Genomic DNA, 25765 nt, shown 5'->3' with positions numbered 1-25765 from the left:
CTGAAGAGGATCGGACTTATTATAACCTTACGCTTATCTCTTGCCACCCCCGCAGTTAATTGCACAATCAGTATTTCCGCGGTAGGTGGTGGATGTCGATCAGTACGCCGCGTTCCATCGTTATGTATTTACCCGTTCTTAGCTCCGCCAGAATGCGCATCACGCCGCTGCGGGAAAGATAGGTTCGGCTTTTGATATAGGCCGCCGCGGTGGTATTTTTCCTGATAGCTTCGGGCTCTTGCATTAATTCAACAAGTTGAAAGCGGATGATATCGTAAGCCGACATTTGCGATATCTGGGCGCAATGTTCATAGACCCGTGATGCGGTATAGATCAGCAGCTTTGAAAAATGCTCCCATAGATTTTGCTGCGCCACCACGCGATTAAAACAGTCCAGCGAAACGGCCGCGATTTCCGATGTTTCCAGAACTCTGACATACAGGCGTTCGGAGGAAAACTGGCTACATACGCCGAGAAGAAAGGGCGATGACTCGGAGTTTAAAACAATACCATCGCCACGACGATGCAAAGCAACGCTGCCGTGGATAAGTAAAAAACACTGCCGAACTTCATTATCGTAATAATGGACGATATCGCCTTTTGATACAATTCGCCTCTCGGCATGCGGCAGAATATTATCGATTAACCTTTCAATGTGCTTAAAGGGTTTTATACTCAGAACCTCAGCAGGCTCATTGCAGAGTTCAGGAATAATTCGCGTATTCATAAGATACCTCACTAACTTATGCGATCGTTTTTTGATCGATGTTGGGAATTATCTTAAAAAACATCATTTCAGGGAATGTTTACGTCAGGTCTATTAATAGACCGATCATGAATTTTCTCTTAACTAATTGATTTAATTGTTTTTGTGTTTTGGTCCAAAAATAGACTGGGAGACGTTTGATTAAGGAGTTCCTTAATTTAATTGTTTTATTTTTGTTAACTTTGAGTCTACGGGTAGACCGCGAAATAGATTGTGTGCTGAAAAATAGTTGTATAAATTTTGTCTCGTCGGCAGGGGTAATCCGGTTTGAATAAAGCGTTTCAGTGGTGAGTGATATACCACTGGTTCCCGGCAATATATTAAAGCAATGGCAAGATGCGGACATTAAGTGTTTTGCCTGAATGTCAATAAAGTAAAACAGGATATGGCGTTATGAAAAAGACAATTGTTATTGCTATGCTTGCAGCAGGTTCTGCATTATCTATGAGTCATGCTTTCGCAGCAGCGGGTACCGTTAATTTTAATGGCAATATTTTGGATGCCGCCTGCGACGTCGATGTCGCGTCTAAAAATCAGGTCGTGGTGTTGGGCGATTATTATAAAACTGAATTCCCGGCAGCCGGTTCCAGAACCGCCGCGACGAAATTCGATATTATTTTGAAAAACTGTCCGGCAACTGTTATCAATGCCAAAGTGCGCTTCGATGGAACCCCCGATTTAAGCAATTCCAGCCTGCTGGCAATTGATTCGTCGGTTCCTGGCGCTGCCACCGGCGTCGCAATTAACCTAATGACGGCGGATAAAGCCGACCTGCCTCTGCACGGCAGCAACGGTTATTCTTATACTCTCAGCAGCACCGCTGATAATACGCTGAATTTTTATGCTCAATATCAATCGACTAATGCGGCGGTGGTCGCCGGTCCAGCTAACTCGGTCGCTAACTTCTCCGTAGTTTATAACTAAGTTTTTTGCAGTAATCAGTAGGGGGCCGGCCCGGCCCCTTTGTTTTAAGAGGTATACAATGCGTTTTATCAGAACATTTGGCCTGGCGATGACAATATTAACGCTGATGCAGGCGAGCGCTATCGCCGGAGTTATTATTGGCGGCACGCGGATCATTTTCGATGGTGCGAAAAAAGAAGCCTCCATCAGCGTTAATAATCCTGACCCGACGCCTTATTTAATTCAATCATGGATAGATGAGCGAGACGGGGGGGCTGGTAAAACGCCTTTTATTATTACGCCTCCGCTGTACCGTCTGGATAGCGGACAAAAAAATATTGAACGAATTGTCGCGACAGGTTCACTGCCTCAAACGCAAGAAAGCTTGTTCTGGGTGAATATTAAAGCAATTCCCTCGGCATCAAAGCAGATGAACTCCCTGCAAATTGCCGTGAAAACACGGATCAAACTGATTTACCGACCCGTCACTCTTCGTGGGTCAACGCCGGAAGAACAGGCGAATAAGCTCACCTGGCAAAGAAGCGGCGATGAACTTCAGGTGAATAACCCAACGCCTTACGTCATTAACTTCAATGAAATTAGCGTGGGCGGGAAAGCGCTGGCGCAGGTGTCGTATGTTTTGCCTGCTTCGACAGCCCGGTTCCCATTGCCGGAGGGGGCCGCCGGTAATGCCCTGACATTTAAAATCATTAATGACTATGGTAGCCCCGGAGCATCACATCAAGCCAACTTGTAACCCCTGAACACATGGCCCGTCCTGCGTTAAATAGGTTAATAGTGATGACAATAAAAAATAATAAATTGCGACCTGCGCGTCTGGCGACGCTTATCGCCTTCGCGTTTACCGGTATTTCACAGGAGCTGTATGCCAGTGATTCGTTTAATACGGCGCTGGTAGAACTGGATAACCCCGGGGTGGGCAAAGCGGATTTATCGGCTTTCGAGTCTGGCTCCCAGGCGCCGGGAACATACCACGTGGATATTATTCTTGATGACCAGCTAATGGATACCCGGGATATTCCATTTGCGATGGCAAAGACCGCTGACGGTAGTGAAGCATTACAGCCCTGTTTGAGCATTGAACTCTTAAAACAGTGGGGCGTGAAAACCGATCTTTTTCCCCAGTTGGCGGTAGAAGAAAGTGATTGCGCCAATCTCCAGGCGATTCCGCAGGCCAGCGCCGATTTTCAGTTTGGCGCCCAGCGGCTGGTCATCAGCATTCCCCAGGCGGCGATCGACCTGCCGGCAAGGGGCTATGTGCCGCCGGAAATGTGGGATGAGGGGATTACTGCGGCCATGCTCAATTACAGCCTGAGCGGAGCAAACAATTGGGCGAAAACGGGTCAAGGCGCCAGCAGCGACAGCCAGTATGCGAACCTGCGTCCGGGTATCAATATCGGGCCGTGGCGTTTTCGCAACTACACCACCTGGTCACGGGAATCCTCCGGCCAGGATAAATGGGATACCGTTTATACCTACGCACAGCGCGCCATTATTCCGCTGAAAGGCCAGCTTACCGTCGGGGACAGCTCCGCGCCTGCCGATGTGTTTGACAGTATGCCGTTTCGCGGCGGCCAGCTGGCGTCAGATGACGATATGTTACCGGATTCTCTTAAGGGCTATGCGCCCGTGGTGCGCGGTATTGCTCGAACCAATGCGCAGGTCGTGGTGCGCCAGAACGGCTATCAGATCTACCAAAGCTACGTTGCGCCGGGGGCGTTTGAGATTAGGGATATGTATCCCACCGGCGGCGCGGGCGACCTCGACGTGACGATTAAAGAAGCCGATGGCAGCGAACAGCACTTCACGCTGCCCTACGCCTCGCTGCCGGTATTGCAGCGGGAAGGGCGCTTAAAATACGCCATCACCGGCGGGCAATATCGCTCCTATAACAGCAGCGTGGATAAGACCCCTTTCGGGCAAGCCACCGCAATTTATGGTCTGCAGCACGGCATTACCCTCTATGGCGGCCTGCAAGAGTCAAGCAAATACCAGTCGCTTGCCTTTGGCGTGGGCAAAAATATGGGAGCGTTAGGCGCTATCTCCGCCGACGTTACTCAGAGCTGGTCAACGCCGGATAAAACGGAAAAATCACAGGGCCAATGCTGGCGAGCGCGTTATAGCAAAAACTTCGCCGGGACCGGGACCCACTTTTCCATTGCGGGCTACCGCTATTCGACCAGCGGCTATTACGGGATGCAGGAAGTCCTCGATTCATATGGCGACAGCAGCGCGCTGCAGGAGCGCAGGCGCAACCGCGCGGAGCTGACGATGAGCCAGACGCTGAGTCGTGAGCTGGGGTCGCTTACCCTCAGCGCGGCGCGGGAAGACTACTGGAATTCCGCCAGGTCGATGGCTTCCTGGAGCGTCGGATACAACAACTACTGGCGCAATATTAGCTACGGCCTGACCTGGACATACAGCAGAAATGGCAGCGCTGCGTCATACGACGGCGGGCGCGGGCGAAACAGCGACCATGACCAGCAGCTGGCGTTTAACGTCAGCGTACCGCTGGAGAAATTCCTCCCGCAAACGTGGGCCAGCTATGGCATGAACGCCAGCAAGAATAACGGAACGACGCACAACATCGGCATCAACGGCGTCGCGCTGGAAAACAACTCGCTGAACTGGAACGTACAGCAGGGTTACGGTACGAATGGCGTGGGTTACATCGGCAATATGAACGGTGACTATAAAGCCACGTACGGCGAAGTGACGGCGGGCTATAGCTACGACAGAAATAGCGAGCGGCTTAATTATGGTCTGCAGGGCGGCGTTATCGCCCACGCCGACGGCATCACGCTTTCTCAACCGCTCGGTGAAACCAACGTCTTAATCAAAGCTCCCGGCGCGTACGGCGTGAATATTCGCAATCAACCCGGCGCGCGCACCGACTACCGGGGATATACGGTGGTCAGCAATATTTCCGTCTATCGGAAAAACGACCTGACGCTCGACCCGCAAAGTATGCCTGATGATGTCGAGCTGGAGATCAACACCGATACGGTCACGCCGACGCGAGGCGCGGTGGTGAGGGCCGATTACCTTGCAAAAGTGGGGCGCCGGGTACTCATGACCTTAACGGACAATAACCACTTTGTGCCGTTTGGCGCCGTGGTGACGCTTGCTGATGGTAATCAAAGCAACTTTATCGTCGGCGATCGCGGCCAGGTTTTTTTAAGCGGAATGCCCGAGCAGGGGGCGATAGTCGCAACATGGGGCCGCCAGTCCAGCCAACAGTGCCGTGCTGATTTCAGCCTGCCGAAACAATCAACCTACGCTGGAATAACCGAAGTTAGCGCCAGTTGTCATCAGGAACGTTAAAAATGAGATTGATTTGTTCTGTTATTTTGCTCGGCTTAATGGCCGGATGGAATAGCGCGCGTGCCGGAACCTGCACGACAATTATCCCGCAGCTCTCCACGCTGTCTGTGGGAACCCTTACCGTACAGCGTGATGCGCCGGTCGGAACGGTTATTTTTTCTCGTAACGCGACGATAACCAGCTCTTATTTAACCGGATGCACCAACCCATTAATGCTTGGGTTTAGCATGCGCTACCTTAGCGCGACGCCGAGTAGCTACGGTAATCATGTTTACGCCACCAATGTCGCGGGGATTGGTATTCGCTTCTCTTCCGGGAATTACTTTGAAAACCCGAGTAATACCTTTTCTTATGAAGCGCAGTCCTCCTACGTGGAGTGGTGGGGCGGAAAAATTGAGCTGGTGGTCACAGGCCAGGTGTCGTCGGGCGCATTAACGCCGGGAACGATCGGCGTGGTGACGCTACAGGGCAGCGACGGCGTCTACCGTGACGGCCTGACCACCAAACTCACCGATGGGACCATTAACGCGCTGGCCTGCAATATCACGACGTCTCAACTGACCTTCCCGATTGGCGATATTTCAGCGGCAACGTTCGGCTCGGCCGTCGGCACCACGCCTGCGGGCGCGCAGAATACGCAGAATCTGGGATTAAGCTGCAGCGCCGGAACCAATATTAATGTATCGCTGAGCGGCGTACAGCATCCGGACGTTGCCGATACCAGCGTCATGGCATTAACGGGGCAGGGCAGCGCCGGGACGGCAAAAGGCGTGGGAGTCCAGCTTTTATATAACGGCGCTCCGTTGGCTATCAATAGCCCGCTGTTATTAAAACGCTCTGCGGGCGGCCAGGAAACGCTGCCGTTGACGGCCCGTTATTACCAGACCTTAACGTCCGTTGAGTCAGGCTCGGCAAACGCGACCGCCACGCTGAATTTGACGTACCAGTAACAGGTGAAAAAATGAAAATACTCCACAAAAAAATGCTTCTTCTGGCTTTTCTGTGCTGGAAAGCGTTTTCTGCCGACAGCGTGAGCGTAGGCGTAACGGGAAATATTGTTGCCTCGCCCTGTATATTTAATGGCGGAAATAGCAACCTCAATGTCAATCTTGGCGATATTCAGGCAACAAATATGGTTACGCCAGGGTCATCCTCCGACCCGGTGGCCTTTAATTTGCTGTTTACCAACTGCCCGGCGGGAACGCGCAGCGTAACGACCTCCTTCACCGGAAACCCGGATCCGGTTGCCGGCCCTGACTATTATATGAATAACGGTACCGCAACAAACGTGGCGATCGCGATGAGCGAGGCGGGCAGCGGCGCGCTAAAGGGGACGGGTTCCAGTATTATGCGCAACATCGCGGCAGACAGAACCGCCACCCTGGCCATGCAGGCCTCGGTTAAATCGATGTCAGGGGGCGCGACGCCCGGCAGCGTGAGTGCCGTTGTGGTCATGACGCTACAGTACAATTAAACCGGCAACCGTGTCAGCGCGACGCCGGTTACGTATTTTTTTATGCAATCGTCGTGACGCTGCGTCGTTCTATTCCCGCCGTTAGTCAGGCCTTTTCGGCCTCATAGCCGGTAAAGCTCCCACTTTTCTACCCGTAATAGGCGACGGTCAGTCTGTTGCCTTCCACGGCGGGTTGTATGCAAGGCAAATCATCTATCTCAAAAATAGGTATTTTCGATGCATATTTTAATTTTCCAGCAACTTCTGCCTTCCACCCCATGAAATACATTATTAATCAAAGTATTGAACAATTTATTCCATCTCCGATATCTCTCCTGTCAGGGTCTATGCTTATAAAAAGAGCCTGATGGGGGAATACCCCTTCTTCGGATGGGTTGAAGTGATAATCATTATCACTAACATAGCGGTATGTCCCGATGGCGTCAACCTATGAGGTAGAGCGATGAATTCACATGCAGGAACTTTCAATCCCGAAGATTTTAGCTGGCGTGGGCTGGTCATGACTCCAGCCGCCGCCGCCCATATTCGCGATCTGGTCCGCAAACAGCCTGATATGCAGGGGCTGCGCCTGGGGGTTAAAACCAGCGGCTGCGCCGGTTTTGGCTACGTTCTCGAATTAATCGCTGAACCGGCGAAAGACGACCTGCTCTTTGAGCGCGACGGCGCGAAGCTATGGGCGCCGCTGCAGGCCATGCCGTTTATTGATGGCACCGAACTCGATTACGTTCGCGAAGGCTTAAATCAAATCTTCAAATTCCATAATCCAAAAGCCCAGCACGAATGCGGCTGCGGCGAAAGTTTTGGCGTTCAGGCGGAGTAACTATGTCTCGTAATACTGAAGCAACCGACGATGTCAAAACCTGGAGCGGCGGGCCACTCAACTATAAAGAAGGCTTTTTCACGCAGCTGCAGACCGATGAGCTGGCGAAAGGCATAAACGAAGAGGTGGTTCGGGCGATTTCCGCGCGCCGCAATGAGCCGGAATGGATGCTGGAGTTTCGTCTGAACGCGTTTAAGGCCTGGCAGGCGATGGAAGAGCCGCACTGGCTGAAGGCGCACTACGACAAGCTGAACTATCAGGATTACAGCTATTACTCGGCGCCCTCCTGCGGCAACTGCGATGACGCCTGCGCCTCTGAGCCTGGCGCTTTGCAGCAGACGGGCTCCAGCGCGTTTTTGACCAATGAAGTTGAAGAGGCGTTCAATCTCCTCGGCGTGCCGGTGCGCGAGGGGCGGGAAGTGGCGGTCGACGCCATTTTTGACTCGGTTTCCGTCGCCACCACCTATCGCGAAAAGCTGGCGGAGCAGGGGATTATCTTCTGTTCGTTCGGCGAGGCGATCCACGAGCACCCGGAACTGGTGCAGAAATACCTCGGCACCGTGGTGCCGGGCAACGACAACTTCTTTGCCGCCCTCAACGCGGCGGTGGCCTCCGACGGGACCTTTATCTATGTTCCTAAAGGCGTACGCTGCCCGATGGAGCTGTCGACCTATTTCCGCATCAACGCGGAAAAAACCGGCCAGTTCGAGCGCACCATTCTGGTCGCCGACGAAGGCAGCTATGTAAGCTACATTGAAGGCTGCTCGGCGCCGGTACGCGATAGCTACCAGCTGCACGCGGCGGTGGTTGAAGTGATCATTCATAAGGACGCCGAGGTGAAGTACTCCACGGTGCAAAACTGGTTCCCCGGCGACAACAACACCGGCGGGATCCTTAACTTCGTCACCAAGCGCGCGCTGTGCGAGGGCGAGAACAGCAAAATGTCGTGGACCCAGTCGGAAACCGGCTCGGCGATCACCTGGAAATATCCAAGCTGTATTCTGCGCGGGGATAACTCCATCGGCGAGTTCTTCTCGGTGGCGCTGACCAGCGGCCATCAGCAGGCGGATACGGGGACCAAGATGATCCATATCGGTAAAAACACCCGCTCGACGATTATCTCGAAGGGGATTTCTGCCGGCCACAGCCAGAACAGCTATCGCGGGCTGGTCAAAATCATGCCCACCGCAACCAACGCGCGCAACTTCACCCAGTGTGATTCGATGCTGATTGGTCCGGACAGCGGGGCGCATACCTTCCCTTATGTGGAATGCCGGAACAACAGCGCGCAGCTGGAGCATGAAGCGACCACGTCGCGGATCGGCGAAGATCAGCTGTTTTACTGCCTGCAGCGCGGCATCAGCGAGGATGATGCGATTTCGATGATCGTCAACGGTTTCTGTAAGGACGTTTTCTCAGAGCTGCCGCTGGAGTTTGCCGTAGAAGCGCAGAAATTACTGGCGATTAGTCTTGAACACAGCGTCGGCTGATAACAAAGGAAATAAGATGTTAAGTATTAAAAATTTGCAGGTCGCCGTCGAAGACAAAGAGATCCTGCGCGGACTGAATCTGGACGTTCGCCCCGGCGAAGTGCACGCCATTATGGGGCCGAACGGCTCCGGGAAAAGTACGCTCTCCGCCACCCTGGCCGGACGCGAAGACTATGAAGTGACCGGCGGTAGCGTGGCGTTTAAAGGCAAAGATCTGCTGGAGCTCGCCCCGGAGGATCGCGCCGGCGAAGGCATCTTTATGGCCTTCCAGTATCCGGTGGAAATTCCCGGCGTCAGCAATCAGTTTTTCCTGCAAACCGCGCTCAACGCCGTGCGCCGCTACCGCGGCCAGGAGCAGCTTGACCGCTTTGACTTCCAGGACCTGATGGAAGAGAAAATTAAGCTGCTGAAGATGCCCGAGGATCTGCTGACCCGTTCGGTTAACGTCGGCTTCTCCGGCGGCGAGAAAAAGCGCAACGATATCCTGCAGATGGCGGTACTGGAACCGGAGCTGTGCATCCTCGACGAGTCCGACTCCGGGCTGGATATCGACGCGCTGAAGATTGTCTCTGACGGCGTTAACGCCCTGCGCGACGGCAAGCGCGCGTTTATTATCGTCACCCACTATCAGCGCATTCTCGACTATATCAAGCCGGATTACGTCCACGTGCTGTACCAGGGGCGGATCGTCAAATCCGGCGACTTTACTCTGGTCAAACAACTGGAGGAGCAGGGCTATGGCTGGCTTACCGAACAGCAGTAACGCGCTGCAGCAGTGGCACCATCTGTTTGAGTCGCAAAGCGGGCAGCGCAGCCCGCAGGCGCATCAGCATCTGCAACAGCTGCTGCGGCTGGGCCTGCCGACGCGTAAAAATGAAAACTGGAAATATACGCCGCTGGACGCGTTACTGAATCAGACCTTTGTCGCCGCTCAGCCGCAGGCGCTGACGGCGGCCCAGCGAGACGCGCAGGCGCTAACGGTGGAGGCATGGCGCCTGGTGTTTGTCGACGGTCAGTTTAGCGACAGCCTGAGCGACGATCTGGCCGCCAGCGGCTATGAAGTGCAGGTGGATAACGAGCGTCAGCATCTGCCTGACGCCGTTCAGCCCGAAGTCTTTCTGCATTTGACCGAAAGCCTGGCAACCACCGTCACCCACATCCGGGTCAGGCGCAACCAGCGCCCGCAAAAACCGCTGCTGATTATGCACCTGACGCGCGGGCTGGCGAGCGATGAAATGAATACCGCCCACTATCGCCATCATCTGGAGCTGGAGAGCGGCGCGCAGGCGACCATAATCGAACACTATCTGAGCCTCAACGACCAGCGCCACTTTACCGGCGCAAGGCTGACGATGACCGTGGCGGATAACGCCCACCTGCAGCATATCAAGCTGGCGTTTGAGAATGCGCAAAGCTACCACTTTGCCCACAACGACCTGGCGCTCGGGCGCGACAGCTCCGCCTTCAGCAGCAGTTTTCTCCTCGGGAGCGCGGTGCTCCGCCACCACACCAGCACGCGGCTGAACGGAGAAAACAGCAACCTGCGGATTAACTCGCTGGCGATGCCGGTCAACGGCGAAGTCTGCGACAGCCGCACCTGGCTCGATCATAAAGTCGGATACTGCAACAGCCGCCAGCTGCATAAAACCATCGTCAACGACAAAGGGCGGGCGGTATTTAACGGCCTGATAAACGTCGCGCCGCATGCGATCAAAACCGATGGCCAGATGACCAACAACAACCTGCTGCTTGGCCGCTTATCGGAAGTGGATACCAAACCGCAGCTGGAGATTTACGCTGATGACGTGAAGTGCAGCCACGGCGCGACCATTGGGCGCATCGATGATGAACAGCTGTTTTATCTGCGCTCGCGCGGCATTACGCAGCAGGCGGCGCAGCAGATGATTCTTTACGCCTTTGCCGCCGAGCTCACCGAAGCGATCGATGATGAGGCGCTCAGGCAGCAGATACTGGCGCGTATCGGCCAGCGTCTGCCGGGAGGTAACCTATGACATTTTCTGTGCAACGCGTGCGCGCGGATTTTCCGCTACTCCACCGCGAGGTGAACGGCCAGCCGCTAGCCTATCTCGATAGCGCCGCCAGCGCGCAGAAGCCGGAAGCGGTAATTAACGCCGAGGCGGGATTTTACCGCCACGGCTATGCGGCGGTGCATCGCGGCATTCATACGCTCAGCGCGGAAGCCACGGCGCGCATGGAGCAGGTGCGCCAGCAGGCGGCGACGTTCCTCAACGCCAGCTCGGCGGAAGAGGTAGTGTTTGTTCGCGGCACTACGGAAGGCATTAACCTCGTGGCCAACAGCTGGGGGAACGCCAACGTCGGCGCCGGCGACAATATCATCGTCAGCGCGATGGAACATCACGCTAATATTGTGCCATGGCAGATGCTGTGCGCCAGAGTAGGCGCGCAGCTGAGGGTGATCCCGCTGAATCAGGACGGTACCCTGCAGCTGGATGCGATCCCCGGCCTGTTTGACGATCGCACCCGCCTGCTGGCCATCACCCAGGTGTCTAACGTGCTGGGAACCGAAAACCCGATCGCCGCCCTGGCCGCTTTAGCCCATCAGCATGGCGCGAAGGTGCTGGTGGACGGCGCGCAGGCGGTCATGCACCATCCGGTTGATGTTCAGGCGCTGGACTGCGATTTTTACGCCTTCTCCGCGCACAAGCTGTATGGCCCCACCGGGATCGGCGTACTCTACGTCAAACAGGACATTTTGCAGGCGATGCCGCCGTGGGAAGGGGGCGGATCGATGATCGCCACCGTCAGCCTGACGGAAGGCACCACCTGGGCAAAAGCGCCGTGGCGCTTCGAGGCGGGAACGCCGAATACCGGCGGCATCATTGGACTGGGCGCGGCGCTGGATTACGTCAGCGCGCTGGGGCTGACGCAAATCGCGGAATATGAACAAACCCTGATGCGCTACGCGCTGCAGGCGCTGGAGAGCGTGGCGGATTTAACCCTGTATGGCCCGCCAAATCGCCTGGGAGTGATTGCCTTTAATCTCGGCAAACATCATGCCTACGATGTCGGCAGCTTCCTGGATAACTACGGCATCGCGGTGCGGACCGGGCACCACTGCGCCATGCCGCTCATGGCGTTCTACGGCGTCCCTGCCATGTGCCGGGCATCGCTGGCGATGTACAATACCACGGAAGAGGTGGACCGGCTGGTAGCGGGCCTGCAGCGGATCCACAAATTATTAAGCTAAAGGAAGTGACTATGGCGGCGTTACCGGACAGAGACAAACTGCTGCGCAACTTTAGCCGTTGCGCGAACTGGGAAGAGAAATATCTCTATATTATTGAACTGGGACAGCGCCTGGCGCCGCTGAGCCCGGAGGAACACAGCGCACAGAACATCATTCAGGGCTGCCAGAGTCAGGTGTGGATCGTGATGGCGCAGGAGCTGGGTGGGGCTATTGCGCTTCGCGGCGACAGCGACGCGGCCATCGTGAAAGGACTTATCGCGGTGGTATTTATCCTTTATGACCAGATGACGGCTAAGGATATCACCGCTTTTGACGTGCGCCCGTGGTTTGAAAAAATGGCCTTGACGCAGCATCTTACCCCCTCGCGCTCGCAAGGACTGGAAGCCATGATCCGCGCAATTCGCGCGAAAGCTGCAAATCTTAGCTAGAATAAAACAGTAGATTTCATTCTGTTATGCACGACGGGAGGCTAGCCTCCCGTCGTGCATAACAGGCCTGGCGTTTTATCAGCGAAAGAAGGAATCTCAGTATGAAACGCGCTTCTCTTATCACCCTGGCTCTTCTGAGCGCCCTCAGCGCGTCACACGCAGCCTGGGCCGTTGATTACCCCCTTCCTCCTGCCAATAGTCGTCTGATTGGTGAGAACCAGTTCTGGACGGTACAGGAGGGCGACCGCAACCTGCAGGCGATTGCCCGTCGTTTTGATACGGCGGCGATGCTGATCCTCGAAGCGAACGATACCATTGCGCCGGTGCAGCCTAAACCGGGTACACAGGTGCTGATACCCTCGCAGATGCTGCTACCGGACGTGCCGCGTGAGGGCATCGTCGTCAACCTGGCAGAACTGCGCCTCTACTACTTCCCGCCGGGAATGAATCAGGTGCAGGTTTATCCCCTGGGGATTGGTCAGCAGGGGCTGGAGACGCCGGAGATGACCACCCGTATCGGGCAGAAAATCCCGAACCCCACCTGGACGCCGACGGCGGGCATCCGCGCCCGCTCGCTGGAGAAGGGGATTAAACTGCCGCCGGTGGTGCCCGCAGGGCCGAATAACCCGCTAGGTCGCTATGCGCTGCGTCTGGCGTACGGCAACGGTGAATATCTTATTCATGGCACCAGCGCGCCGGACAGCGTCGGTCTGCGCGTAAGCTCCGGCTGCATGCGCATGAACGCGGCGGACATCCAGGCGTTATTCAATCAGGTGAAAAGCGGCACCCCGGTGCGGATAATCAACCAGCCGGTCAAATTCGCCGTGGAGCCGGACGGTAAGCGCTATGTTGAAGTTCATCGCCCGCTGACGCCGGATGAGAGCAGCAACGCGCAGACCATGGCCTATACGCTTCCGGCGGAGTTTCATCAGTTTGCGGGGGATAAAGCGGTTGATGAGGCGCAGCTTAAACGCGCGCTGACCAGACGAGCAGGCTATCCGGTGGCGATCTCCGCGGGTGAAAGCGCCGCGTCGGGCCTGTCGGTACAGAATACGCCGCTGGATGAAGCGAAAAGCGTGCAGTAGGCGGGGATGCGGAAGACAAAAAAAATGGCGCACAATGTGCGCCATTTTTATTACACAGATACTATTATTTACGGTATTTAGTAGCTGCGTTGTCCAGACGCTGGTTAGCGCGAGCTGCGTCATCTTTAGCAGCCTGAACGTCGGAACGCATTGCGTTCACGTCGTTGCTCAGCTGGTCAACTTTAGCGTTCAGAGTCTGAACGTCAGAAGACAGCTGATCGATTTTAGCATTGCTGGAGCAACCAGCCAGCAGAGTAGAACCCAGGATTACCGCGCCCAGTACCAGTTTAGTACGATTCATTATTAATACCCTCTAGATTGAGTTAATCTCCATGTAGCGTTACAAGTATTACACAAACTTTTTTGTGATGAGAATATTTTTTTACCTGAATACGCTTATTTTTGATCGTTCGCTCAAAGAAGCATCGAAATCATCACGTAACTTTAAAAAGGCGAGTGAAAACAGCGCGCTTCCATCGGATTCATCTTAGATAATCTCGCGTTAAATAGTAAATTCCGATTTGCATTTTTATTAATAGCGGCTAGTGCCGGAATAAAAAAAAGCGCCCCGAGAGGCGCTTTTAAAGGAAATACTAATTAACCTGTAAATTATTACAGCACGTGCACGGAAGCGGTATTGGTGGTTCCGCTCGGGACTAACGCGCCGGAAACCATAACAACCACGTCGCCTTTACGCGCCAGACCGCTCTGCAGCGCCAGTTCTTTACCCTGGATGTAGAACGCATCGGTAGAGGAGATATCTTCAACCAGCTGCGCCACAACGCCTTTGCTCAGCACCAGCTGACGCGCGGTGGTTTCGTTGGTGGTCAGCGCCAGGATAGTGGCATCCGGGAAGTATTTACGTACGGCGCGCGCGGATTTACCGCCCTGGGTTGCCACAACGATCAGCGGCGCTTCCAGTTTTTCAGCCGTTTCTACCGCACCGCGGCACACCGCTTCGGTGATGCGCAGCTTACGGTTGTCGTTGTTGTACTCAAGACGGCTGGTCATGACGCGGTCGGTACGTTCGCAGATGGTCGCCATGATGGTGACCGCTTCCAGCGGGTATTTACCTTTCGCGGATTCGCCGGACAGCATAACTGCGTCGGTGCCGTCGAGGATGGCGTTGGCCACGTCGCCTGCTTCCGCACGGGTCGGACGCGGGTTTTTGATCATGGAATCCAGCATCTGGGTCGCGGTGATAACGACTTTACGCGCGCGGATACATTTCTCGATCATCATCTTCTGCGCGAAGATAACTTCTTCAACCGGGATTTCAACGCCCAGGTCGCCACGGGCTACCATGATGCCGTCAGAGGCTTCGAGGATTTCGTCGAAGTTGTTCAGGCCTTCCTGGTTTTCGATTTTGGAGATGATCTGGATCTTCTCGCCGCCGTGGGCTTTCAGGTGCTCACGGATTTCAACAACGTCAGAACGCTTACGGATAAAGGATGCCGCAACAAAGTCAACGCCCTGTTCGCAACCGAAGATCAGGTCCTGTTTGTCTTTTTCAGCCAGCGCCGGCAGCGCGATAGATACGCCCGGCAGGTTAACGCCTTTGTTCTCGCCGAGGTCGCCGTTGTTCAGCACTTTACAAACAACTTTGTTGCCTTCGATAGCGGTCACTTCCATACCGATCAGACCATCGTCAACCAGTACCGTGTTGCCAACGCTCAGGTCGCTGGTGAAGCCTTCATAGGTCACCGCAACGATTTCGTTATTACCGACAACGGATTTATCGGTGGTGAAGGTGAAGGTCTGGCCCGCTTTCAGGGAGACGTCGTTGCCGCCTTCCAGCTTAATGGTACGGATTTCCGGACCTTTGGTGTCCAGCAGGATTGCCGCTTTCTTACCGGTTTTACTCATCACATTGCGCAGATTCTGGATGCGCTGACCGTGTTCCGCATAGTCACCGTGAGAGAAGTTCAGACGCATAACGTTCATGCCCGCGTCCAGCATTTTGGTCAACATCTCTTCGGATTCGGTTTTCGGACCGATGGTGCAAACAATTTTGGTCTTTTTCATGACAGTTTAATCTTTAAGTTGTGAAGGATAGGGATGGGGAATCTGACTCCGTGGGCGCACTGCCGCAGAGTTAAACCTGTATTACGAAAGTTGCTATGCCACGCTCTAAGGATAGGTGACAACAAAAGAGCGTGCAGAAGAATGTGTGCTGGCGGTTCAGCCCATGAAAAGAGGCAACGTGTTATGCGTTTAGTCATGCAATCCAATGCGCTGAAACCATTCAATAAGAATTTGTTGGGCATTATACGTTGCCCAATCCAAAAAAGAAAATGAAAACCATGTTTCATTTCTATAGTTACATACTTAACAAAATGCAAACTAATCCTATGCTTATGCGCAACACATTTTTTCATCACCTGACAAGATAAAGAGGGTGGAAACGCGGGTTTATTCACAAGTTTGGCCGGGAAAAGCGGTCTCTGAGGCGAAAACGGCGCGCTGGTTTGCTTTAAGCGGGAAATATATCAATAATGATTTGATTGATAATGAAAATTTGAGAGCGGAATACGATGGGAAACACAGCCAAAGATGAGGCGTTGTATCAGGAAATGTGCCGGGTGGTCGGTAAAGTCGTGCTGGAGATGCGCGACCTGGGCCAGGAGCCGAAGCATATCGTTATCGCCGGCGTGGTGCGTACCGCCCTCGCGAACCCAAAGGTCAAACGTTCCGCCCTGACGCAGGAAGCGATGGAGAAGGTGGTCCACGCACTTTCCGGAAGCTAGCCGCCTCAGGGCACTACCCGCGCGCTTCAGGAAATCACGAAGCGGATCACCGCTTTTACCGCTATATCGCAGTGGTGGGCGACCATGGCCTCATCATCGATCGCCGGCATCGGATCGTCCAGGTACAGGCTACTAAAGGTATAAAAGTTCGACACCTGATAGAAGCTAAAGCTGCTGATCAATCGATGCACATCGCGCGCTTCCAGCCCCGCCTGAAACACGCCTTGTCGCTGACCGCGCTGAAGAATATCTTCCAGAATCGACAGGGCGGTGCGGTTTAGCGGTTTCAGCTGGCCCGAGCTTTTCAGCCACTTCCCGCGCTGCATGTTTTCCATACAGATGACCCGCATATAGTCGGCGTGGGTGGCGTGATAGCGCACGCTCCACTTCACCAGCTGCACCAGCGCCTCGACCGGCGGCACGTTTTCCAGCCCAAGCTGCTGCTCGGTTTCGCGGATCCTTGCGTAGACGTGCTGCAGCACGGCCTGATAAAGCTGCTCTTTGGTCTTGAAGTAATAGACCACCATGCGTTTGGTGGTCTGCGCTTCGGTGGCGATTTGCTCCATCCGCGCCCCCGACAGTCCATGCTCGGCGAAAACGGTAATGGCGGCGGCGAAGATCCGCTCTTTCAGAGACTGCGCTTCATCATGAGCAACGACGGACATAACGGCTCCTTTTCTTGAGATGCAAAAAATACACATATTGATCACAATTTAGCAACCAATCATGGCGCGATTGAACCAAATGATACATATTCAGGTCATTACCTCAGCCAATGACCCGAGGACACTATGTTGCGCTCCATCGCCACCGTCTCGATCTCCGGTACCTTACCCGAAAAGCTCCATGCCATCGCGGCGGCAGGCTATCAGGGCGTCGAAATCTTCGAAAACGATCTGCTCTATTATACCGGTACCCCGGCTGATATCCGCCACCTGGCGGCAGATTTAGGGCTAAAAATCACGCTTTTTCAACCGTTTCGTGATTTTGAAGGCGCCAGCCGCAGCCAGTTCGCCGCCAATATGGAACGCGCCAGGCGCAAATTTGCGCTTATGCATGAGTTGGGCTGCGACACTATGCTGCTGTGCAGCAACGTTCAGCCGGACTGTTCCGCCGACGTCGAGCTGCAGATCGCGGATTTGCGCGCCCTGGCTGAACTGGCGGAGCAGGAACAAATCCGCATCGGCTACGAGGCGCTGGCCTGGGGCACCCACGTCAACCGTTGGCATCAGGCCTGGTCACGGGTCAAAAGCGTCAACAGTCCGGCGCTGGGCATTGTGCTCGATAGCTTCCACGTGCTGGCGCGCGGCGACACGCTGCAGCGGCTAGGGGAAGTACCGCCGGAGAAAATCACCTTTGTGCAGATGGCCGATGCGCCGCTGATGAAAATGGATATTCTGGAGTGGAGCCGGCACTTCCGCTGCTTTCCCGCTCAGGGGCAGCTGCCGCTGGTGGATTTTGCCTGCGATCTTACCCGCTGCGGCTATCGCGGTCCCTGGTCGCTGGAAATTTTCAACGACAGCTTCCGGGCGTCGCCCAACGGCGCGACGGCGAAAGATGGCTATCGCTCGCTGCTGTGGCTGGAAGAGCAGGTCCGTCAGCGGCTACCGGAAAGCCGGGCGCCGCTTTTTGCTCCCGTTGAACTGCCCCTCTACGCCGGGCTGGAGTTTATCGAGTTTGCCGCCGCGCCGGCGCAGGCGGGCGAGCTCGGACAAAGGCTGGCGCAGCTCGGCTTTGCCGAGGAGGGGAGCCATCGCTCAAAACGGGTCTCCCTCTGGCGCAACGGCGGGGCGCGGGTGGTAGTCAACGCCCAGCCGCACAGCTGGGCCGACCATTTTCACCAGCGTCACGGGGTTTCCCTCTGCGCCATGGCGCTGCGCGTCAGTCAGAGCGCGGCGATCGTGGAACGCGCCCGCGCATACGGCTACGCCACCTGGCAGGGCGATGCCGGGCCGAATGAAAGCCCGATCCCGGCGGTTTGCGCGCCGGACGGCAGCCTTATTTATCTGATTGAGGTGGGGGATGACATCTATACCCGCGATTTTCATCTGCGCGCGAACCTCACGCCGCGCGACGATTATCAGGGTATCGATCATCTGGCTCTCGGCATGGAAGCGGACAGCCGCGATAACTGGATCATTTTTTTCCGCAGCGTTTTCGGCTTTATCCTCGAGCATGAACAAACGCTACCCGATCCGTACGGGCTGGTGCGCAGCCTGGCGGTACGCAGTCCGCAGGGCGACATTCGCCTCGCGCTCAATATTTCGCAAAGCCGCGCCACGCAAATTGCCCGTTCGGTCGCCTGTTATCAGGGCGCCGGTTTACAGCACGCGGCGTTTGCCTGCCGCGATTTACCCGCCACGCTCGCCAGCCTGCCGCAGATTGCGGTCGAGGCGCTGCCCATCCCGGCGAACTATTATGACGATCTGCTGGCCCGTTTTGGCGAAGACGCTCAGGTTAACCTTTTGAAGAATCATCAGATTCTTTATGACTGCGATGGAGACGGCGGGGAGTTCCTGCATCTTTATACCCGCCCATTTTCTGCCGGACGCTTTTTCTTTGAATTGACCGAGCGGCGCAACGGTTACGCACTTTATGGTGCTGTAAATGCAGCTGTACGCTTGTCAGCAATGCAGTACACCTAGTAATGTAGCAGATGGTTCACAACCCAACGTCGCAAACACAATAACAACATCCGGCTGTACCCTATGACAGGAAACGACTATGAACTCTTATAGCCATAATCAGACGACGGCGGCCTCCGCGTCCGGCGCGCGGCCTTCCCGGCGGCGTATCGGTATCCTTGCGCTGCTGGCGGTCGGCACCATGATCAACTATCTCGACCGCACGGTGCTGGGTATCGCCGCGCCGCAGCTGACCGCAGAGCTGGGGATTGATGCCGCGATGATGGGCATCGTATTCTCCGCCTTCGCCTGGACCTACGCGCTGGCGCAGATCCCCGGCGGCATCTTCCTTGACCGCTTTGGTAATAAAGTCACCTATTTTCTGGCGCTGACCCTGTGGTCGCTATTCACCCTGTTCCACGGCATGGCGGTTGGCCTGAAAAGTCTGCTGCTGTGCCGCTTTGGCCTCGGCGTCAGCGAAGCACCCTGTTTCCCGGTAAACAGCCGGGTAGTGAGCGCCTGGTTTCCGCAGCAGGAGCGCGCCAAGGCGACGGCGGTCTATACCGTCGGCGAATATCTCGGGCTGGCCTGCTTTGCGCCGCTGCTGTTCTGGATAATGGGCAGCTTCGGCTGGCGAGCGCTGTTTATTAGCGTCGGCGCCGCCGGGGTGTTGTTTGCGCTGGTGTGGTGGCGCTGCTACCGCGAGCCGCATGAGGATAAACATCTCAATCAGCTGGAGCGCGAGCACATTATCAACGGTGGCGGAATGTCCACCGGCGCGGAGCAGCATACCGCCTTTAGCTGGCCGCTGGTTCGCCAGCTGCTGGCTAAACGGCAGATTCTCGGCGCCAGCATCGGGCAGTTCGCCGGTAATACGGTGCTGGTCTTCTTCCTCACCTGGTTCCCGACCTATCTGGCCACCGAGCGCCATATGCCGTGGATCAAAGTCGGCTTCTTCGCCATCATGCCGTTTCTCGCGGCGGCGGGCGGCGTCATGTTCGGCGGCTGGGTCTCGGATAAGCTGCTGAAGGCCACCGGCTCGGCAAACCTCGGGCGTAAGCTGCCGATTATCGCCGGTCTGCTGATGGCGAGCACCATTATCGCCGCCAACTGGCTGACCAGCGATCTGGCGGTGATCCTGGTGATGTCGTTCGCCTTCTTTGGTCAGGGGATGGTTGGACTGGGCTGGACGTTAATCTCCGATATCGCGCCGAAGGGCCTTGGCGGACTGACCGGCGGCCTGTTTAACTTCTGCGCTAACCTTGCCGGGATCCTGACGCCGCTGATTATCGGTTTTATCGTTGCGGCCTCCGGCAACTTCTTTTACGCGCTGATTTATATCGGCGGCGCCGCGCTGCTGGGCGTAGCGGCCTATCTGTTTATTCTCGGCGATGTTAAACGTATCGAACTTTCGCAGTAGCGCAGTAGCGCAGTAGCAAAAGGAGCAGCAAATGGTGATTAGTGGAAATACGCGGCTGATAGCGCATCTTGGCTACCCGACCGCGAAGTTTAAAGCGCCGATGATTTACAACCCGTGGCTGGTTCATCAGCAGGTTGACGCCAAAGTGGTGCCGATGGGCGTGAAGCCTGAGGATTATGCCGCCTTTGTGCCGATGCTGTTTAAGATGACCAATATTATTGGCGCGCTGGTCACCATGCCGCACAAAATCGCCACCTGCGGGCTGGTGCAGCGTCTGAGCCCGACGGCGGCGATAGCGGGGGCGTGCAACGCGATTCGTGCCGAAGCCGACGGTACGCTGAGCGGCGATATGTTTGACGGCGAAGGCTTTGTCCTCGGTATTAAACGTAAAGGTTTCCAGACGCGAGGGGCGCGGGCGCTGGTGGTGGGCAGCGGCGGCGTTGGCTCGGCTATTGCCGCTTCGCTGGCGGCGGCGGGCGTCAGCGCGCTGACGTTGTACGACGTCCGTTCGCAGACGGCTGAAGCGCTGGCCGGGCGTCTGCTTCAGCACTATCCTCGGCTGGATATTACGCTGATGCGGCGCGATCCGCAGGGGCACGATCTGGTGGTCAACGCAACGCCGCTGGGGATGAAAGAGGGCGATCCGCTGCCGTTAGATCCGCAGCGCCTGACGCCGGGCACCTTTGTCGGCGAAGTGGTCATGGCCCAGGAGTTCACCCCGTTACTGCAGGCGGCGCGGGCGGCGGGCTGCCCCATACAGCGCGGCACCGACATGCTGTTTGAGATGATCCCCGCTTACCTTCGTTTCTTCAATCTGCCGGTGGCGACGCCGGAACAGCTGCGCGAGCTGGCGGAAATTCGCTACTGAAGCCGGAACTGCGCCAGGCCTGCCGGAGATATCTGCCAGGCCTGGGTTCCTTTCAGAACCAGCCTATCCGTAAAAAACCTCTTCATCGGACATCCGTTCCTCAATCTGACCGGCGACCTTTTGCAACGAGGCGAGGTACTTTTGCGCCGCCTGGTCGATAGTCATGGCCTGGGCCATATACACCAGGTTCAGGCAGCCGATAACCCGCAGCTGGCGGCGAATGGGGACGGCAATGGAGGCGATTTTCTCCTCCTGCTGCCAGCCGCGAAAGTTTTCACCGTAGCCGTTTTGCCGGGTGCGTTCGAGGATGGCGGCCAGCTTCTCCGGCTCGCGCGCCAGCTGATACTCCGCTTCCGGCCGGGCGGCCAGCATCTCAACGATCGGGCTTCGTTCATGCTCCGGGGCGAAGGCCAGCCAGGTTAATCCGGAGGCGGTCAGCAGCAGCGGCAGGCGGCGGCCGACCATCGCCCGGTGGAAGGAGAGGCGGCTGAAGCGGTGGGTGGTTTCGCGCACGACCATCGCATCGACGTCGAGAGTCGTGATATCGGTAGGCCATAAAACCTCCCGCAACAGCTCGCCAAGCAGCGGCGTGGCGAGGGCAGAAATCCAATGTTCGTCACGAAATCCCTCACTTAACTGACGCACTTTAATCGTCAACCGGAAGCTGTCATCGGAGCGGCTGCGGCGCACATATCCCTCATCCTGTAGCGTTTCCAGTAGCCGCCTGACGGTGGTGCGGTGCAGGCCGCTAAACTCGGCCAGGGTGCCAACCGTCGCGCCTCCGTCGAATTTATTTAACAAATTTAATAACAATAAGCCGCGGCTTAAACCGCGTACAGTTTTGTAATCCGCCGACGCATCTTGGTCCATACTGCCTCAATAAACATCAAATTAAACAATGATGTGCACTTGGTGCACGTTAGGTGATGTTTTGATTGTAGCGCAAATCACCGCCCCTATACTGACCTCACTATAAAAATAAATTCACATTTAGTTAACAAATTACCGCGTTGATTTTTCTGCAATGTTGGTAATGCGTCCGAAGCGTGAGGTTTTGAAAATGACAACATCTAATCCTGATATTCAACCGGCCGTACAGCACACCGCCCAGGTTGCGATTGTCGGCGCCGGTCCGGTGGGCCTGGCGATCGCCAACTACCTCGGGCAAATGGGCGTGAGCGTCCTGCTGATTGAGAAGCTCGAGTCGCTGATCGACTATCCCCGCGCCATCGGTATTGACGATGAGTCGCTGCGGGCAATGCAGGCGGTGGGGCTGGTGGACAAGGTGCTGCCGCATACCACGCCGTGGCACGCGATGCGCTTCATGACGCCGAAAGGGCGCTGCTTTGCCGATATTCAACCGATGACCGACGAGTTTGGCTGGTCGCGGCGTAACGCGTTTATTCAGCCGCAGGTTGATGGGGTGCTGTACGCAGGCCTGAGCCGCTTCCCCAACGTGCGTTGCCTGTTTTCCCGTGAAGTGGAGGCTTTTAGCCAGAATGGTGACAACGTCACGTTAAATCTCAAAGGCAGCGCTGGCGAACATGAAACCGTACGCGCCGACTGGCTGGTGGCCTGCGACGGTGGAGCGAGCCTGATTCGCCGCACGCTCAATATCCCCTTCGAAGGGAAAACCGCGCCGAATCAGTGGATTGTTATCGATATCGCCAACGACCCGCTGGCGACACCGCACGTCTATCTGTGCTGCGATCCGGTGCGCCCGTACGTGTCAGCCGCGCTGCCGCACGGGGTACGGCGCTTTGAATTTATGGTGATGCCCGGCGAAACCGAGGCCCAGCTCAGCGAGCCGCACAACATGCGCCAGCTGCTGAGCAAGGTGCTGCCGGACCCGGACAACGTCGAACCGATCCGCCAGCGCGTCTACACCCATAACGCGCGTATCGCCGAACGCTTTCGCGTCGATCGCGTGCTGCTGGCGGGCGACGCCGCGCACATCATGCCGGTCTGGCAGGGGCAGGGCTATAACAGCGGCATGCGCGACGCCTTTAACCTGGCGTGGAAGCTGGCGCTGGTGGTGAACGGCAAAGCTGGCGAAGCGCTGCTCGACAGCTACCAGCAGGAGCGGCGCGATCACGCCAAAGCGATGATCGACCTGTCGGTGACCGCCGGCAACGTGCTGGCGCCGCCGAAACGCTGGCACGGCGCGGTGCGCGACGGCATTTCGTGGCTGCTCAACTATCTGCCGCCGGTCAAACGCTACTTCCTTGAAATGCGCTTCAAGCCGATGCCGCAGTATCGCGAAGGCGCGCTGCTGGTGGAAGGCGAAGGCAAAACGTCCCCGGTAGGCAAAATGTTTATCCAGCCGAAGGTCACGCTGGAGGACGGTCAGGTGACGCTGCTGGATGAGGTGATTGGCGCGAACTTTGCCATCATCGCCTGGGGCTGCAACCCGCTATGGGGGCTTAACGACGAGCAGATAGCTCGCTGGCGCGCCGTCGGCGTGCGGTTTATCCAGGTGGTGCCGGAGGTGCAGATTCATTGCGATCAGGACAACGTACCCGGCGTCATCCGCCTTGGCGATACGCAAAACCGCCTGAAAAGCTGGTTCGCGCAGCACGATACCGCCATCGCCGTGGTGCGTCCGGACCGCTTTGTCGCCACCGTGGCCATCCCGCAAACCCTGAGCAAAAAGCTCGACGCGCTGGCAAGCAAGATGCGGCTGGCGGTCTCCGCGCAGGCGGCAACGACGATTGAACAGGTGGCCTGATATGAACGCGTATCTTCATTGCCTCTCGCATACCCCGCTGGTGGGCTACGTTGACCCGGAACAGGCGGTGCTGGACGAAGTGAACGGCACCATCGCCGACGCGCGGGCGCGCATTGCCGCCTTCGACCCGGAGCTGGTGGTGCTGTTTGCACCCGATCACTACAACGGCTTTTTCTACGATGTGATGCCGCCGTTTTGTTTAGGCATCGGGGCGACCTCTATCGGCGACTTCAGCAGCGCCAGCGGCGTTTTGCCGGTGCCGACGGCGCTGGCGGAGGCCTGCGCCCACGCGGTGATCAAGGACGGTATCGATCTGGCGGTTTCCTACTGCATGCAGGTGGACCACGGCTTTGCGCAGCCGCTGGAGTTCCTGCTCGGCGGGCTCGACAGGCTGCCGGTTCTGCCGGTGTTTATCAACGGCGTCGCCTCGCCGCTGCCGGGCTTTCAGCGCACCCGCATGCTGGGCGAAGCCATCGGCCGCTTTCTGACCACCCTCAATAAGCGGGTATTAATTCTCGGCTCCGGCGGCCTGTCGCATCAGCCGCCGGTACCGGAGCTGGCGAAGGCCGATGCCCCTATGCGCGACCGGCTGCTGGGCAGCGGCAGGCAGCTGCCGCCGGACGAGCGTGAACTGCGCCAGCAGCGGGTGATTAGCGCGGCGAAACGGTTTATCGAGGACCAGCACTCGCTCTATCCGCTCAACCCGGTCTGGGATAACCGCTTTATGAGCCTGCTGGAGCAGGGGCGGCTGACGGAGCTGGACGCCATCAGTAACGAAGAGCTGTCGGCGATGGCCGGGAAATCAACGCACGAAATTAAAACCTGGGTGGCCGCTTTTGCCGCGCTATCCGCATTTGGCCGCTGGCGCTGCGAAGGCCGCTATTACCGACCAATCCCCGAGTGGATTGCCGGGTTTGGCTCGCTGAGCGCCGCCGCGCAGAACTGAATTAACGGGAGAAGATGATGAGCTACCAACCGCAAACCGAAGCCGCCACCAGCCGTTTCCTCAACGTTGAGGAGAACGGAGAGACATTACGCATCCATTTTAACGACTGCGGGCAGGGGGATGAAACCGTGGTCCTGCTGCACGGTTCAGGTCCTGGCGCCACCGGCTGGGCCAACTTTAGCCGCAATATCGACCCGCTGGTGGAGGCGGGCTACCGGGTCATTTTGCTGGACTGCCCCGGCTGGGGAAAAAGCGATTCAATCGTCAATAGCGGCTCGCGTTCCGACCTGAATGCCCGGGTGCTGAAAAGCGTCGTCGACCAGCTGGATATCAGCAAAGTACATCTGCTGGGCAACTCGATGGGCGGCCACAGCGCGGTGGCTTTCACCCTGACCTGGCCGGAGCGCGTCGGCAAACTGGTGCTGATGGGCGGCGGAACCGGCGGCATGAGCCTGTTTACGCCGATGCCGACGGAAGGCATCAAGCTGCTGAACGGCCTGTACCGTGAGCCGACCATCGAAAACCTGAAAAAGATGATGAACATCTTTGTCTTCGATACCCGCGATTTGACCGACGCGCTGTTTGCAGCGCGCCTCAACAATATGCTGTCGCGCCGGGAGCATCTGGATAACTTCGTCAAAAGCCTGGAAGCCAACCCGAAGCAGTTCCCGGATTTTAGCCCGCATCTCGGCGAAATCCGCGCGCAGACCCTGATCGTCTGGGGGCGTAACGATCGCTTTGTACCGATGGACGCCGGGCTGCGCCTGCTGGCGGGCATTAACGGTTCCGAGCTGCATATCTATCGCGACTGCGGCCACTGGGCCCAGTGGGAGCACGCGGAGAGCTTTAACCAGCTGGTGCTCGATTTTCTGGCGCGTCCCTGAGGAATCCT

The 25765-nt window shown here is 56.6% G+C and carries 24 protein-coding genes; 19 read left to right on the top strand and 5 right to left on the bottom strand.

Annotation, left to right across the window (positions count from 1 at the left end; translation table 11 throughout):
• Positions 1-67: 67 nt before the first annotated feature.
• Positions 68-727 carry a winged helix-turn-helix transcriptional regulator gene (locus BWI76_RS17030; protein ID WP_004132909.1) on the bottom strand — a complete coding sequence of 220 codons (660 nt, stop codon included), beginning with the start codon at positions 725-727 and terminating at the stop codon, positions 68-70.
• Positions 728-1159: 432 nt separating this feature from the next.
• Here BWI76_RS17030 and BWI76_RS17025 point away from each other — a divergent pair, with 432 nt between their 5' ends.
• The 12 genes from BWI76_RS17025 to ldtE all read left to right on the top strand — a co-directional run bounded on the left by BWI76_RS17025 (position 1160) and on the right by ldtE (position 13540).
• Positions 1160-1690, top strand: a complete 531-nt coding sequence (locus BWI76_RS17025) for a fimbrial protein (protein ID WP_004132911.1) — start codon at positions 1160-1162, stop codon at positions 1688-1690.
• A gap of 58 nt (positions 1691-1748) precedes the next feature.
• On the top strand, positions 1749-2426 hold the full coding sequence (locus BWI76_RS17020) for a molecular chaperone (RefSeq protein ID WP_004132913.1): 678 nt from the start codon (positions 1749-1751) through the stop codon (positions 2424-2426).
• A 44-nt stretch (positions 2427-2470) separates the two neighbouring features.
• Positions 2471-5014 (top strand): fimbria/pilus outer membrane usher protein, encoded by a 2544-nt coding sequence (locus BWI76_RS17015; RefSeq protein ID WP_064371818.1) that lies wholly within the window; start codon positions 2471-2473, stop codon positions 5012-5014.
• A 2-nt stretch (positions 5015-5016) separates the two neighbouring features.
• Entirely contained in the window at positions 5017-5964 is a 948-nt protein-coding gene (locus BWI76_RS17010; protein WP_024357896.1) for a fimbrial protein, read from the top strand.
• 11 nt (positions 5965-5975) lie between these two features.
• Positions 5976-6488 (top strand): fimbrial protein, encoded by a 513-nt coding sequence (locus BWI76_RS17005; RefSeq protein WP_004132415.1) that lies wholly within the window; start codon positions 5976-5978, stop codon positions 6486-6488.
• Between the two features lie 442 nt (positions 6489-6930).
• The gene (gene sufA / locus BWI76_RS17000) at positions 6931-7308 is read left to right on the top strand and encodes a Fe-S cluster assembly scaffold SufA (RefSeq protein WP_004119171.1); all 378 of its coding nucleotides are present in this window, start codon (positions 6931-6933) and stop codon (positions 7306-7308) included.
• A gap of 2 nt (positions 7309-7310) precedes the next feature.
• Positions 7311-8798 carry a Fe-S cluster assembly protein SufB gene (gene sufB, locus BWI76_RS16995; RefSeq protein WP_024357897.1) on the top strand — a complete coding sequence of 496 codons (1488 nt, stop codon included), beginning with the start codon at positions 7311-7313 and terminating at the stop codon, positions 8796-8798.
• Positions 8799-8814: 16 nt separating this feature from the next.
• Positions 8815-9561: a Fe-S cluster assembly ATPase SufC gene (gene sufC, locus BWI76_RS16990; RefSeq protein WP_004132414.1), complete on the top strand. Its 747-nt coding sequence runs from the start codon at positions 8815-8817 to the stop codon at positions 9559-9561.
• On the top strand, positions 9536-10810 hold the full coding sequence (sufD, locus tag BWI76_RS16985; protein WP_064371817.1) for a Fe-S cluster assembly protein SufD: 1275 nt from the start codon (positions 9536-9538) through the stop codon (positions 10808-10810). Before sufC ends, sufD begins: the two co-directional genes overlap by 26 nt.
• Complete coding sequence (gene sufS / locus BWI76_RS16980; protein ID WP_064342828.1) at positions 10807-12027, top strand: cysteine desulfurase SufS; 1221 nt, start codon at positions 10807-10809, stop codon at positions 12025-12027. Before sufD ends, sufS begins: the two co-directional genes overlap by 4 nt.
• 11 nt (positions 12028-12038) lie before the next feature.
• A complete protein-coding gene (gene sufE, locus BWI76_RS16975; protein WP_064371816.1) occupies positions 12039-12455 on the top strand; it encodes a cysteine desulfuration protein SufE in 417 nt (138 codons plus the stop codon).
• Between the two features lie 101 nt (positions 12456-12556).
• Positions 12557-13540, top strand: a complete 984-nt coding sequence (gene ldtE, locus BWI76_RS16970) for a L,D-transpeptidase LdtE (protein ID WP_049086017.1) — start codon at positions 12557-12559, stop codon at positions 13538-13540.
• A 64-nt stretch (positions 13541-13604) separates the two neighbouring features.
• Here ldtE and lpp read toward each other — a convergent pair whose 3' ends face one another.
• Together lpp and pykF are read right to left on the bottom strand one after the other, a co-directional pair.
• Entirely contained in the window at positions 13605-13841 is a 237-nt protein-coding gene (gene lpp / locus BWI76_RS16965; protein ID WP_003029373.1) for a murein lipoprotein Lpp, read from the bottom strand.
• Positions 13842-14152: 311 nt separating this feature from the next.
• Positions 14153-15565 (bottom strand): pyruvate kinase PykF, encoded by a 1413-nt coding sequence (gene pykF, locus BWI76_RS16960; RefSeq protein WP_004119183.1) that lies wholly within the window; start codon positions 15563-15565, stop codon positions 14153-14155.
• A 509-nt stretch (positions 15566-16074) separates the two neighbouring features.
• Here pykF and fumD point away from each other — a divergent pair.
• Entirely contained in the window at positions 16075-16287 is a 213-nt protein-coding gene (gene fumD / locus BWI76_RS16955; RefSeq protein ID WP_004132406.1) for a fumarate hydratase FumD, read from the top strand.
• A gap of 26 nt (positions 16288-16313) precedes the next feature.
• Here fumD and BWI76_RS16950 read toward each other — a convergent pair whose 3' ends face one another.
• A complete protein-coding gene (locus BWI76_RS16950; protein WP_004132404.1) occupies positions 16314-16952 on the bottom strand; it encodes a TetR/AcrR family transcriptional regulator in 639 nt (212 codons plus the stop codon).
• Between the two features lie 126 nt (positions 16953-17078).
• On the opposite strand from BWI76_RS16950, the gene BWI76_RS16945 reads away from it, so the two are divergent.
• The 3 genes from BWI76_RS16945 (at position 17079) to BWI76_RS16935 (ending at position 21199) form a co-directional block, all read left to right on the top strand.
• Positions 17079-18932 carry a bifunctional sugar phosphate isomerase/epimerase/4-hydroxyphenylpyruvate dioxygenase family protein gene (locus BWI76_RS16945; protein ID WP_049086015.1) on the top strand — a complete coding sequence of 618 codons (1854 nt, stop codon included), beginning with the start codon at positions 17079-17081 and terminating at the stop codon, positions 18930-18932.
• Positions 18933-19011: 79 nt separating this feature from the next.
• Entirely contained in the window at positions 19012-20331 is a 1320-nt protein-coding gene (locus BWI76_RS16940; protein WP_024357903.1) for an MFS transporter, read from the top strand.
• Between the two features lie 31 nt (positions 20332-20362).
• Positions 20363-21199, top strand: a complete 837-nt coding sequence (locus BWI76_RS16935) for a shikimate dehydrogenase family protein (RefSeq protein ID WP_024357904.1) — start codon at positions 20363-20365, stop codon at positions 21197-21199.
• A gap of 63 nt (positions 21200-21262) precedes the next feature.
• Here BWI76_RS16935 and BWI76_RS16930 read toward each other — a convergent pair whose 3' ends face one another.
• Positions 21263-22069, bottom strand: a complete 807-nt coding sequence (locus BWI76_RS16930) for a DNA-binding transcriptional regulator (protein ID WP_049088730.1) — start codon at positions 22067-22069, stop codon at positions 21263-21265.
• A 190-nt stretch (positions 22070-22259) separates the two neighbouring features.
• On the opposite strand from BWI76_RS16930, the gene BWI76_RS16925 reads away from it, so the two are divergent.
• Genes BWI76_RS16925 through mhpC form a run of 3 tightly spaced genes read left to right on the top strand, consistent with a single transcriptional unit; the run spans position 22260 to position 25757 of the window.
• The gene (locus BWI76_RS16925; RefSeq protein ID WP_049099399.1) at positions 22260-23927 is read left to right on the top strand and encodes a bifunctional 3-(3-hydroxy-phenyl)propionate/3-hydroxycinnamic acid hydroxylase; all 1668 of its coding nucleotides are present in this window, start codon (positions 22260-22262) and stop codon (positions 23925-23927) included.
• Position 23928: 1 nt separating this feature from the next.
• Positions 23929-24873: a 2,3-dihydroxyphenylpropionate/2,3-dihydroxicinnamic acid 1,2-dioxygenase gene (gene mhpB, locus BWI76_RS16920; protein WP_004132396.1), complete on the top strand. Its 945-nt coding sequence runs from the start codon at positions 23929-23931 to the stop codon at positions 24871-24873.
• Between the two features lie 17 nt (positions 24874-24890).
• Positions 24891-25757, top strand: a complete 867-nt coding sequence (gene mhpC / locus BWI76_RS16915) for a 2-hydroxy-6-oxonona-2,4-dienedioate hydrolase (protein WP_004132394.1) — start codon at positions 24891-24893, stop codon at positions 25755-25757.
• Positions 25758-25765 lie beyond the last annotated feature (8 nt).

It is taken from the genome of Klebsiella sp. M5al, assembly GCF_002090195.1.
GTDB classification, from domain to species: domain Bacteria; phylum Pseudomonadota; class Gammaproteobacteria; order Enterobacterales; family Enterobacteriaceae; genus Klebsiella; species Klebsiella grimontii.
Note: the sequence above shows the minus strand (reverse complement) of the source record. Positions and strands in the feature narration are given on the sequence as shown.

Excerpts from the sequence above, each read along its gene's own strand:
- BWI76_RS17030 (WP_004132909.1), bottom strand. The coding sequence starts at position 727 with ATGAATACGCGAATTATTCCTGAACTCTGCAATGAGCCTGCTGAGGTT.
- BWI76_RS17025 (WP_004132911.1), top strand. The coding sequence starts at position 1,160 with ATGAAAAAGACAATTGTTATTGCTATGCTTGCAGCAGGTTCTGCATTA.
- BWI76_RS17020 (WP_004132913.1), top strand. The coding sequence starts at position 1,749 with ATGCGTTTTATCAGAACATTTGGCCTGGCGATGACAATATTAACGCTG.
- BWI76_RS17015 (WP_064371818.1), top strand. The coding sequence starts at position 2,471 with ATGACAATAAAAAATAATAAATTGCGACCTGCGCGTCTGGCGACGCTT.
- BWI76_RS17010 (WP_024357896.1), top strand. The coding sequence starts at position 5,017 with ATGAGATTGATTTGTTCTGTTATTTTGCTCGGCTTAATGGCCGGATGG.
- BWI76_RS17005 (WP_004132415.1), top strand. The coding sequence starts at position 5,976 with ATGAAAATACTCCACAAAAAAATGCTTCTTCTGGCTTTTCTGTGCTGG.
- sufA (WP_004119171.1), top strand. The coding sequence starts at position 6,931 with ATGAATTCACATGCAGGAACTTTCAATCCCGAAGATTTTAGCTGGCGT.
- sufB (WP_024357897.1), top strand. The coding sequence starts at position 7,311 with ATGTCTCGTAATACTGAAGCAACCGACGATGTCAAAACCTGGAGCGGC.
- sufC (WP_004132414.1), top strand. The coding sequence starts at position 8,815 with ATGTTAAGTATTAAAAATTTGCAGGTCGCCGTCGAAGACAAAGAGATC.
- sufD (WP_064371817.1), top strand. The coding sequence starts at position 9,536 with ATGGCTGGCTTACCGAACAGCAGTAACGCGCTGCAGCAGTGGCACCAT.
- sufS (WP_064342828.1), top strand. The coding sequence starts at position 10,807 with ATGACATTTTCTGTGCAACGCGTGCGCGCGGATTTTCCGCTACTCCAC.
- sufE (WP_064371816.1), top strand. The coding sequence starts at position 12,039 with ATGGCGGCGTTACCGGACAGAGACAAACTGCTGCGCAACTTTAGCCGT.
- ldtE (WP_049086017.1), top strand. The coding sequence starts at position 12,557 with ATGAAACGCGCTTCTCTTATCACCCTGGCTCTTCTGAGCGCCCTCAGC.
- lpp (WP_003029373.1), bottom strand. The coding sequence starts at position 13,841 with ATGAATCGTACTAAACTGGTACTGGGCGCGGTAATCCTGGGTTCTACT.
- pykF (WP_004119183.1), bottom strand. The coding sequence starts at position 15,565 with ATGAAAAAGACCAAAATTGTTTGCACCATCGGTCCGAAAACCGAATCC.
- fumD (WP_004132406.1), top strand. The coding sequence starts at position 16,075 with ATGGGAAACACAGCCAAAGATGAGGCGTTGTATCAGGAAATGTGCCGG.
- BWI76_RS16950 (WP_004132404.1), bottom strand. The coding sequence starts at position 16,952 with ATGTCCGTCGTTGCTCATGATGAAGCGCAGTCTCTGAAAGAGCGGATC.
- BWI76_RS16945 (WP_049086015.1), top strand. The coding sequence starts at position 17,079 with ATGTTGCGCTCCATCGCCACCGTCTCGATCTCCGGTACCTTACCCGAA.
- BWI76_RS16940 (WP_024357903.1), top strand. The coding sequence starts at position 19,012 with ATGAACTCTTATAGCCATAATCAGACGACGGCGGCCTCCGCGTCCGGC.
- BWI76_RS16935 (WP_024357904.1), top strand. The coding sequence starts at position 20,363 with ATGGTGATTAGTGGAAATACGCGGCTGATAGCGCATCTTGGCTACCCG.
- BWI76_RS16930 (WP_049088730.1), bottom strand. The coding sequence starts at position 22,069 with ATGGACCAAGATGCGTCGGCGGATTACAAAACTGTACGCGGTTTAAGC.
- BWI76_RS16925 (WP_049099399.1), top strand. The coding sequence starts at position 22,260 with ATGACAACATCTAATCCTGATATTCAACCGGCCGTACAGCACACCGCC.
- mhpB (WP_004132396.1), top strand. The coding sequence starts at position 23,929 with ATGAACGCGTATCTTCATTGCCTCTCGCATACCCCGCTGGTGGGCTAC.
- mhpC (WP_004132394.1), top strand. The coding sequence starts at position 24,891 with ATGAGCTACCAACCGCAAACCGAAGCCGCCACCAGCCGTTTCCTCAAC.